9 protein-coding genes are annotated in these 9611 nt (G+C 71.8%); 5 read left to right on the top strand and 4 right to left on the bottom strand.

Going from position 1 to position 9611, the window contains the following annotated elements:
- Positions 1-219 precede the first annotated feature (219 nt).
- The 3 genes from K336_RS0112630 (at position 220) to K336_RS0112620 (ending at position 3738) form a co-directional block, all read left to right on the top strand.
- Positions 220-1554 carry an enolase C-terminal domain-like protein gene (locus K336_RS0112630; RefSeq protein WP_028707224.1) on the top strand — a complete coding sequence of 445 codons (1335 nt, stop codon included), beginning with the start codon at positions 220-222 and terminating at the stop codon, positions 1552-1554.
- Positions 1555-1574: 20 nt separating this feature from the next.
- Positions 1575-2537, top strand: a complete 963-nt coding sequence (gene garR / locus K336_RS0112625) for a 2-hydroxy-3-oxopropionate reductase (RefSeq protein WP_021797223.1) — start codon at positions 1575-1577, stop codon at positions 2535-2537.
- Between the two features lie 64 nt (positions 2538-2601).
- Positions 2602-3738: a glycerate kinase gene (locus K336_RS0112620; protein WP_028707222.1), complete on the top strand. Its 1137-nt coding sequence runs from the start codon at positions 2602-2604 to the stop codon at positions 3736-3738.
- On the opposite strand, the gene K336_RS16505 is transcribed toward K336_RS0112620, so the two are convergent.
- From K336_RS16505 to K336_RS0112600, 4 genes are all read right to left on the bottom strand, one after another.
- Positions 3704-4474: a FadR/GntR family transcriptional regulator gene (locus tag K336_RS16505; protein WP_051245802.1), complete on the bottom strand. Its 771-nt coding sequence runs from the start codon at positions 4472-4474 to the stop codon at positions 3704-3706. The genes K336_RS0112620 and K336_RS16505 overlap by 35 nt on opposite strands.
- Positions 4475-4565: 91 nt before the next feature.
- A complete protein-coding gene (locus K336_RS0112610) occupies positions 4566-5693 on the bottom strand; it encodes an L-talarate/galactarate dehydratase (RefSeq protein ID WP_028707221.1) in 1128 nt (375 codons plus the stop codon).
- A gap of 337 nt (positions 5694-6030) precedes the next feature.
- Positions 6031-7053: a DUF2891 family protein gene (locus K336_RS17265; protein WP_051245800.1), complete on the bottom strand. Its 1023-nt coding sequence runs from the start codon at positions 7051-7053 to the stop codon at positions 6031-6033.
- A gap of 76 nt (positions 7054-7129) precedes the next feature.
- On the bottom strand, positions 7130-8344 hold the full coding sequence (locus K336_RS0112600; RefSeq protein WP_021796415.1) for a pyrophosphate--fructose-6-phosphate 1-phosphotransferase: 1215 nt from the start codon (positions 8342-8344) through the stop codon (positions 7130-7132).
- Between the two features lie 238 nt (positions 8345-8582).
- On the opposite strand from K336_RS0112600, the gene K336_RS16495 reads away from it, so the two are divergent.
- Positions 8583-8954, top strand: coding sequence for a hypothetical protein (locus K336_RS16495; protein WP_043151171.1), 372 nt, complete (start codon positions 8583-8585; stop codon positions 8952-8954).
- A gap of 32 nt (positions 8955-8986) precedes the next feature.
- Positions 8987-9607: an L-threonylcarbamoyladenylate synthase gene (locus K336_RS0112590; protein ID WP_021797721.1), complete on the top strand. Its 621-nt coding sequence runs from the start codon at positions 8987-8989 to the stop codon at positions 9605-9607.
- Positions 9608-9611: the final 4 nt, after the last annotated feature.

The raw sequence follows: 9611 nt of genomic DNA, 5'->3' as shown, positions 1-9611 counted from the left end.
GCCGGCTCCGGGGCCCGTGACGACGCGATCGGCATGCAGTACCTCATCCCCGGCTGGACCTTCGACCCGAAGAAGCCGGCCCTCGTCAGATGAGAGCACCGTCGGCCGGCGCGGGCGGAATCCGGAAGGGCCGCACGATGGCAGCCGTGTCCGCCGTCCCGGGACGGCCGGAGACCACGACTGCTCCCAACCCGTACACCACCAGAGCAAGGAGATCCGATGACCGTTCCCGCGGTAGCCAGAATCGACGTCTTCCCCGTCGCCGGACGCGACTGCATGGAACTCAACCTCTCCGGCGCGCACGGCCCCTATTTCACCCGGAACGTCGTCATCATCGAGGACTCCTCCGGAAACGTGGGGGTCGGCGAGGTGCCGGGCGGTGAGAGGATCACGCGGACCATCGAGGACGCTGAACCGATCGTGCTGGGCAGGCCGCTCGGCCAGTACAAGAACATCCTCGCGCAGATCAGGGCGGCCTTCGCCGACCGCGACGCCGGGGGGCGGGGCCTGCAGACCTTCGACCTGCGCACCACGGTGCACGCCGTGACGGCGATCGAGGCGGCCCTGCTCGACCTCTTCGGCCAGTTCGTCGGCGTGCCCGTCGCCGCCCTCCTGGGCGACGGCCAGGTCCGTGACCGGGTCAGGACCCTCGGCTACCTCTTCTACGTCGCCGACCCGGACAGGACCGACCTGGAGTACGCCCGCGAGAAGGACTCCCCGGTCGAGTGGTACCGCATCCGACACGAGGAGGCGCTGACCCCCGAGGCCATCGTCCGGCAGGCCGAGGCCGCCCACGAGCTGTACGGCTTCCGCGACTTCAAGCTCAAGGGCGGCGTGCTGGCCGGCGAGGAGGAGATGAGGGCGGTGCTCGCGCTCAAGGAGCGGTTCCCGCAGGCGCGCATCACCCTCGACCCCAACGGCGCGTGGTCGCTCGGCGAGGCGATCGCACTGTGCCGGGACAAGGTCGGCGTGCTCGCCTACGCCGAGGACCCCTGCGGCGCCGAGGGCGGCTTCTCCGGCCGCGAGATCCTCGCCGAGTTCCGCAGGGCGACCGGACTGCCCACCGCCACGAACATGGTCGACACGGACTGGCGCCAGATGACCCACTCGATGGCCCTCCAGGCGGTGTCGATCCCGCTGGCCGACCCGCACTTCTGGACGATGCAGGGCTCGGTGCGGGTGGCGCAGCTGTGCCACGACATGGGGCTGACCTGGGGCTGCCACTCGAACAACCACTTCGACATCTCCCTGGCGATGGTCGTCCACTGCGGTGCGGCGGCCCCGGGGGAGTACAACGCGCTCGACACGCACTGGATCTGGCAGGAGGGACTGGAACGGCTGACGAAGGAGCCGCCGGTCATCGTCGACGGACAGGTGACGATACCCGATCGGCCGGGTCTGGGCGTCGAGCCGGACATGGACCGGATCCTGGCCGCCCACGAGTCGTACCGGGAGAGGATCGCCGGCTCCGGGGCCCGTGACGACGCGATCGGCATGCAGTACCTCATCCCCGGCTGGACCTTCGACCCGAAGAAGCCGGCCCTCGTCAGATGAGACGATCGACAGGATGAGCCGTGAACGAGGCTCTTCGGGACCGTTCACGGATGATCAACGAGACAGCTGAAGGAGAAGAACTCATGAAGATCGGTTTCATCGGACTGGGCATCATGGGCCGCCCCATGGCCAAGAACCTCGTGAGGGCTGGCCACGAGCTCTACGTGAACGATCATCACCAGGACGCCGTCGACGATCTCGTGTCGCTCGGGGCGACCGCCGTCGAGAAGGCCGCCCAGGCCGCCGAGGCCGCCGAACTGGTCATTACGATGCTCCCGAACTCGCCGCAGGTGAAGGAGGTCGCACTGGGCCCGGGCGGCATCATCGAGGGCACCCACGAGGGGCTCGTCCATGTCGACATGTCGTCGATCGCCCCGCTCGTGTCTCGTGAGGTGCACGACGCCCTCGCCGCGGCCGGCATCGCCATGCTCGACGCCCCGGTCTCCGGCGGGGAGCCCAAGGCGATCGACGGGACGATGTCGGTCATGGTCGGTGGCGACAAGGACGTGTTCGACCGGGTCGCGCCGGTCCTCGACGCGATGGCCGGAGACGTCACCCATGTCGGCGCCATCGGGGCCGGCAACATCGCCAAGCTCGCGAACCAGACCATCGTCGCGGTCAACATCGCCGCGTGCGCCGAGGCCTTCACCCTCGCCCAGAAGGCCGGGGTCGACCCGGAGGCCGTCTACCGGGCCATCCGCGGCGGCCTGGCCGGGTCGACGGTCATGGACGCGAAGGTCCCGATGATGCTGGCCCGCGACTTCGCCCCGGGGTTCCGCATCAACCTTCACATCAAGGACCTGGCGAATGCGCTGGACACCGGCCACGGGGTCGACGCGCCCCTTCCGCTGACCTCCCTGGTCCGCGAGATGATGAGTGTGCTGGACGGCGACGGCTCCGCCGCAGAGGATCACTCCTCGCTCGTCAAGGTGTACGAGAAGCTCGCCAACATCGAGCTGAGGCCGGGCGGGTCGCAGGACTGATTCGCGGACCACCGCCGTTCCACCGGGCCGGCGGGCACGCCGCCGATGCGAAGGAGGAACCGACATGAAGATCGTCTGCGCACCCGACAGCTTCAAGGAGTCCATGAGCGCGGCCGAGGCCGCTGCGGCACTCGCCGAGGGCGTGCACCGGGTGCTCCCCGACGCCGACTGCCCCCAGGTCCCCATGGCCGACGGCGGCGAGGGCTTCACCGAGTCCCTCGCCGATGCGCTCGACCTCGGGATGGTCGAGGCGCCCGTCACCGACGCCTACGGCGGCCCGGCGTCCGCACGGTTCGCGCTGGCCGACGGCGTGGCCGTCATGGAGTGCGCGCAGGCGATCGGGCTGGGCATGATCCTCGCCGAGCGCCGCCGCATCCGTGAGGCGACCACGGCCGGCGTCGGGCAGATGATCCTCGCCGCACTCGATCGGGGCGCGCGCGAGTTCCTCATCGGCATCGGCGGATCGGCCACGAACGACGGCGGCGCGGGAATGCTGCGCGCCCTCGGCGTGCGGTTCACCGATGACGAGGGCGCCGAGCTGGACGGGAGCCCGGCCTCCCTCGTCCGGCTCGCCGCGGTGGACACCACGGGTCTCGACCCGCGGGCCCGGGATGCGGTCTTCAGGATCGCCTGCGACGTCGACAACCCCCTGCTCGGCGACCGCGGCGCCTCCGCCGTCTACGGCCCGCAGAAGGGCGCGTCACCCGAGGACGTCGAATTCCTCGATGCCGCCCTGCGGCGCCTCGCCGCGGTGTGCGGACACCTGGACTCCGTCGCGGCCGAGGAGGGGGCCGGTGCCGCTGGCGGTCTGGGCTATGCCTTCCGCGCCTTCCTCGGCGGCAGGCTCCAGTCCGGGGCCGATCTGGTCGTCGAGGCCGTCGAGCTCGCCCGGACCATCGAGGGCGCCGATTTCGTCTTCACCGGCGAGGGCGCCATGGACCGTCAGACGCTCATGGGAAAGACCCTCTCGGGCATCGCCCGCGTGGCCCGGCCGGCCGGCGTGCCCGTCGTCGCCTTCGCCGGCAGGCTCGGTGAGGGCGTCGAGGAGCTGTACGACCACGGCTTCGTCGGACTCGTCCCGATCGTCGCCACCATCACGACCCTCGAGGACTCCCTGCGCAACGGGCGACAGGCCCTCGCGGACGCGGCCGAGCGGGCCGTCCGCCTCATCCTGGCGGGCCGGCGGACGGGCAACCCCTAAGAATCCCGGGCCGTCCCGTTCCCGCGGGCCCCTCCGTCTCGGCGTCGAGGGCCGCGAGGGAGCGGGAGAGATGAGTGCGCATCGCGGCCCTCGACGCCTCGGGGTCCCGCCTGGCGATCGCATCGCAGATCTGCTGGTGCTCGTGCACGAGGAGGTCGGCATGCCCCGGTGCCAGCACCGTGGGGTCGGCCAGACCCGCCCGATGGCGGAGAACGGCGTGCGGACCGAGCCCCCGCAGGATGTCGTTGACGAGCGGGTTGCCCGAGGCGCGGGCCACCGCCGCGTGGACCGCGAAGTCCTGCGCGATGGCCGGTTCCCGGCGGGCGAGGGCATCGCGCAGATCCGCCATCGCTCGGTCGATGACCCCCCGGTCGACCTCGGTGCTCCTCCTGGCCGCGAGCGCGGCGGCCTCGCACTCGAGGGCGAGACGCAGCTCCATGACGTGGCGGGGCGTGCCGGTGAGGGGCGGCGTGCCCGATCCCTGCTGACCGCCCGGCGAGACAACGGCGGTGACGTAGGTGCCGCGACCTTGAAAGGTCTCCACCAGTCCCTCGGCCCGCAGCTGGGCGACCGCCTCCCTGACGACCGTCCGGGACACGGCGAAGTCCCGGCACAGCTCGGTCTCCGACGGAACGCGTTCCCCGGCGCCGAGATCGCCCTCGGCGATGCGCTGCTTCAGGTGGTCCGCCAGAGCGTGCCCGAGGCCGCGCGGATCGGTGCGGGACAGTGCTGCCATAGGGGTCTCCCGGTGGTCGCGTGTCATGCGCAGGCTACCGGGGCCGGGGTCGCCGGAGCGTGCGCCCTCGTCCGGCGGCCCCGGGACGCCGTCACCGGGTGCCGAGCTCGAGGCTGTCGACCGTCCAGGCGCGCAACCGGTCCGACAACGTCACACCCAGTCCGGGGCGCTCCGAGACGATCATGCGGCCGTCCTCGATCCGCATGTGCTCGTTGAAGAGCGGATCGAGCCAGTCGAAGTGCTCGACCCAGGGCTCGAGGGGATAGGTCGCTGCCAGATGCGAGTGGATCTCCATCGAGAAATGCGGGGCCAGCATGAGGCCGGCAGTGGAGGCCAGGGCCGACAGCCTGAGGAACTCCGAGATGCCCCCGATGCGCGGGGCGTCGGGCTGGATGACGTCGCAGGACCGGTGCTCGATGAGCGAGGCGTGCTCGGCGACCGAGGTCAGCATCTCACCGGTGGCGATGGGCGTGATGACCCGGCGGGCCAGGTCCGCGTGCCCCTCGTGGTCGTAGGCGTCCAAGGGCTCCTCGATCCACACGAGGTCGAACTGCTCGAATGCCGTGCACATGCGCAGCGCGGTGGGGCGGTCCCACTGCTGGTTGGCGTCCACCATGAGCGGGAAACCGTCCCCGAGGTGCCCGCGCACGGCGGTCAGCCGTTCGAGGTCGACGCGGGGGTCCGGGTGCCCGACCTTGATCTTGATGCCCCCGATGCCGGCCTCGACCGATCGGGCGGCGTTCTCGAGGACGGTCTCGAGCGGGGCGTTGAGGAAACCGCCGGACGTGTTGTAGCAGCGGATGGAGTCCCGGTGCGCGCCGATGAGTTTGGCCAGCGGCAGCCCTGCGCGTTTCGCCTTGAGATCCCACAGGGCGACGTCGATGGCGGCGATCGCCTGGACGGCGACGCCGGACCGGCCGACCGACGCGCCGGCCCACAGCAGCATGACGCGCAGCCGGTCGATGTCGTTGGGGTCCTCGCCGATGAGGTTGTCGGCGATCTCCCTGGCATGCGCGAACTGCGCAGGGCCACCGGCTCGCTTCGAGTAGGCGAAACCGACGCCGTAGAGGCCATCGGCGGTCCAGAGCTCGCAGAAGAGGAAGTTGACCTCGGTCATCGGCTTCTGCCGGCCGGTGAAGACCTTGGCGTCGGAGATCTCCGTTGCGAGCGGGAGGACGACATGGGACAGGCAGAGACGGGTGATGGTGTCGTGCGTCACGGATGCGCTCCTTCGCGGTTGCGTGTCGCGGTCAACTCATCATATAAGTCATGAACATATATGTTAAGTGAATCGTGCGGGGAATCCGGTACGGAGATCGGGATCCTGTGCAGAACCTGGTCGGTGCCGCGGCGCGTTCCCGGGCGGAGGGGCCGTGGAGCGGGGACCCTCCGGGCGTGCGCCGTCGGCTCCTCCCCGGGGCACGGACGGGGCGGTGCAGATGTATGGGTCGGCATGCGGGACGATGCGTCCCCGGCCCGTCGGTGGCCGGTCGTTCCGTGCGAGCCGGCATGGCGCGTCGTCGCGGCGATCGGGATCGGGGCGGCGAGCCGGCCCCTCAGTCCGCTGCCGCCAGCACCGCCAGCGGCACGAGCAGGTGCGCGCTCGTCACCGGCGCCGCGTCGACGAGCGGCGCCACCTCGTCGACGAGCCGTCCCGACGCCCTGAGCGCCAGCTCCGCGCGGGCCCGCGGCAGGTGCGGGGCGAGATGACGCAGGTGCAGCGCGCGGGTGAGCGCCAGGGCCGTCAGCACGCGGCAGCCGCCGGCCCCGTCATGGCGGACAGGCACCCCGAGGGTCGCGTCCCGCGGCGATCCGAGCCGCGGCAGGAAGCCGGCGAGCCACTGGTCGAAGGCGCCTGCCGGCAGGACGCGGCGGACCAGGTCGGCCTGGGACAGGGCGGGGGAGCAGATGTCGTTCGCGCACGGGTCGACGGCGGACGACGAGCGCTGCGGACCGCAGAACCACGTGCGGGCCCTGTCCCGCAGCACGCCTGCCGGGCCGTCCTGCCCGAGGGCGTCGAAGGCGTCGAGCAGCAGCCCCGCGCAGAACGCGGTGTTCCGGCCCGTGCCGAGCCGCACCGGAGCGTCCGTGCACGCCAGCGCGCGGAGCAGATTGGCCGACACCGCCTCGGCCAGCTCGCCGAGCTGGCCGTCCCATCCGTTGTCGACGGCGGTCCCGTTGCGGCGGGCCTCGGCGGCCAGCATCGCCGTCCACGCCCAGCCGAGGGGGCGCCCCGCGTCGGGCCGCGCGCGCAGCTGGTCGGCCTCGGCCGGGATCGCGCCGCCCCGCCAGCGCCGTCGGAGCTGCCCGGTCAGCGCCCCGACCAGCTCGGGGCCGAGCGCGGCCGGGGCCTCGCGCAGCAGCACCAGCGCCGCCCACTCCATGTGCGCCGAGGAGTGCCAGTCGTCGTCCACGCGCGGGCGCAGGCTCTCGGTGTCGGGGTTGGCCCTCGTCGCCGTGGACGACGACCCGGCGCTCGCCCACGGCACGGGCGTCCCCATCGTCCGGAGCAGCGCGCGGGCCCAGCCGGGCGCGCAGGAGGCGCGCCAGTCGGGGCGCTGCTCGACGGGGCTGCTCATGAAGGGACCTCGGTGATCGGGACGGGGACATCAAGCGGGGCGCCCCGTTCGGGGCGCCCCGCCGGGGATCAGCGGGTCACTCGGCCCTGACCGGGGCCGGCTGGCCGATCTCGGAGAGCATCCGGCGGTACCAGTCCTGGTCGACGTCGAACGGCTTGTGGCCTGCGATGCGCGGGAAGGCGATGACCGACAGCTCGTCGCCAGCCTCCTCGTCCTGGCCGACGACGCCGGAGTTCCCGGCGAGCGCCGCGTCGACCGCCATGTCGCAGGTGGCGGCGATGAGCTCGAGGTCCTCGTTGTTCGACTTGGCCGAGCGGCTGAAGTAGCCCGACTTCTGGACCATGGTCTTGGCGGCGCGGATGCGCGGGGCGAACTGCTTGGCGAACCACTCGCCGGGATTCACCTTGTCGAGCTGGACGTGCCCGAAGGCGTCCAGCGGGACCTCCTGACCGGCGGCCTGCAGCCGGGCGACGATGTCGTTGACGCCGGCGCCCTCGGACAGGAAGATGGTCACGTTGCCGACCTCGTCCATGACCCTCGACAGGCGCTCGGCCTCGGCGTCGAGGTCGATCTGAGCCTCCGGCACGTACACGGCGTGGACCTCCCAGGCCTCCCGTTTCAGGCCGGCCTCGGGCAGCCACTCCTGCTCGTCGAGCCAGGCGCGGTAGCGGCGGGCGGTCTCGGCCGTGAGGTAGCCGCAGTTGCGGCCCATGACCTCGTGGATGATGAGCTCGCGGGGTGCGGCGTTGTGCTCGCCGATGATGTTCGCGGCGAAGCGGGCGCCCTGCTCCGCGGCGGTCCAGGCGCCGAGGGACTGGCGCACGGGGACGATGTCGTTGTCGATGGTCTTGGGCAGCCCGACGACGGTGAGCGGGTAGTCGTTGGTGGCCAGGAAGGCGGCCAGGTCGGCGGCGGTGGTGTTGGTGTCGTCGCCGCCGATGGTGTGCAGGACGTCGACGCCGTCGGCGATCAGCTGGTCGGCGGCGATCTTCAGCGGGTCGGCCCCCTCGGGCACCAGGCCGCGCCTGACCAGGTCGGCGGCGTTCGTGAGTTTGACGCGCGAGTTGCCGATCGGCGAGCCGCCGAAGGCGAAGAGGCGGTCGTAATGGGCGCGGACCTCGGGGGGGAACTCGATCGAGTCACCCTTGAGCAGGCCCTCGTAGCCGTAGCGGTAGCCGATGATCGTGGTCTCGGGGGAGACCTCTGTGTAGCGACGCACCAGACCGGCGATGGCCGACGACAGGCACGGAGCGAAACCGCCGGCAGTGAGCAGGGCGACCTTCTTCACCATGTGGGAGCCTTTCCATGAGCCGGGCCCGCCCTGGTGCGGGCCAACACCTCAAGACTAGGCCACCGGGACGGCGATGAGGGGCCCGCTCACCGGGCGATGTCCACAGCCCTGTCCCGGCCGGGGCTTCCCGTGCCACACTGGGCCCAGCCCCCACCCTTTGGAGCATGCGATGAAGCGAGAACCCCTTCCGGGTCGCCTCCCCGCCGCGCCCCGCCGGTCGGTCCGCGACGAGCGCGGCATGAGCGTCAGCACCCTGCTCGCTGCGGTCATGCCCGCGTTCATCCTCGTGGCGGGCCTGGCGGTCGACGGCGCCGCGCGCCTGTCCGCCCAGCGTCGGGCCCAGGTCGCCGCGGCGGCCGGCGCCCGCGCCGCCACCGACGAGGCGGCGACGTCGCGGCTGCAGGGATCCTCCGGCGACGCCCGGGCGATCGCCGAAGCCACCGACACGGCGCGCGGGTACGGCGCCGCCGACGTCGAGGTGTCCATCGGCCCCGACCGCCGGGTGCGGGTGAGCACCACGGCCACGAGCGACACGGTCTTCCTCGGCCTCATCGGCATCGACCGGTTCACCGTCACCGGGCGGGCCGAGGCGGACCTGCGGCAGGGGTGAGGCGGGCCCGTGCACCGTTCTAGTCTGGTTCCATGGCTCGTTACTATCCCGTGCACCCGGAGAACCCGCAGCAGCGCTCGATCAACCAGACGGCCGAGCTGCTCCGCGACGGGGCCGTCATCGCCTACCCGACGGACTCGGGGTTCGCACTCGGCGCGGCGTACGGCAACCGGGCCGGCATCGAGCGCATCCGGCGCATCCGCGAGCTCGACGAGAGGCACCACCTGTCGGTCGTCGTGAGCGATTTCGCCCAGCTCGGCAGGTACGTCGAGATGGGCAACCGGCAGTTCCGGGCCGTCAAGGCGGCGACCCCGGGGCCCTACACGTTCATCCTGCGCGCCAGCCGTGACGTGCCGCGCTCCATGCTGCACCCGAGCCACCGCACGGTGGGGGCGCGCGTGCCCGACCACGTGACGGCGCTGGCGCTCATCAACGCCCTCGACGAGCCGATCGTCTCGTCGACACTCGTCCTGCCCGGGCAGGACGAGCCCTTGGCCGACGGCTGGCAGATCAAGGAGGCCCTCGACAACGATGTCGACGCCGTCCTCGACTCCGGCGACGCAGGGCGCCTGCCGACCACTGTCATCGACCTGACCGGCGACGAGCCGCTCATCGTGCGCCGCGGCGGCGGGGGCACCGAGCTGTTCGAATGAGGGC

Source organism: Propionibacterium acidifaciens DSM 21887, assembly GCF_000426605.1.
In the GTDB taxonomy this organism is placed as follows: Bacteria; Actinomycetota; Actinomycetes; order Propionibacteriales; family Propionibacteriaceae; genus Propionibacterium; species Propionibacterium acidifaciens.
The sequence above is the reverse complement of the archived record's forward strand: the minus strand, read 5'-3'. Positions and strand labels throughout refer to the sequence as shown.

Excerpts from the sequence above, each read along its gene's own strand:
- K336_RS0112630 (WP_028707224.1), top strand. The coding sequence starts at position 220 with ATGACCGTTCCCGCGGTAGCCAGAATCGACGTCTTCCCCGTCGCCGGA.
- K336_RS0112620 (WP_028707222.1), top strand. The coding sequence starts at position 2,602 with ATGAAGATCGTCTGCGCACCCGACAGCTTCAAGGAGTCCATGAGCGCG.
- K336_RS16505 (WP_051245802.1), bottom strand. The coding sequence starts at position 4,474 with ATGGCAGCACTGTCCCGCACCGATCCGCGCGGCCTCGGGCACGCTCTG.
- K336_RS17265 (WP_051245800.1), bottom strand. The coding sequence starts at position 7,053 with ATGAGCAGCCCCGTCGAGCAGCGCCCCGACTGGCGCGCCTCCTGCGCG.
- K336_RS0112600 (WP_021796415.1), bottom strand. The coding sequence starts at position 8,344 with ATGGTGAAGAAGGTCGCCCTGCTCACTGCCGGCGGTTTCGCTCCGTGC.
- K336_RS16495 (WP_043151171.1), top strand. The coding sequence starts at position 8,583 with ATGAGCGTCAGCACCCTGCTCGCTGCGGTCATGCCCGCGTTCATCCTC.
- K336_RS0112590 (WP_021797721.1), top strand. The coding sequence starts at position 8,987 with ATGGCTCGTTACTATCCCGTGCACCCGGAGAACCCGCAGCAGCGCTCG.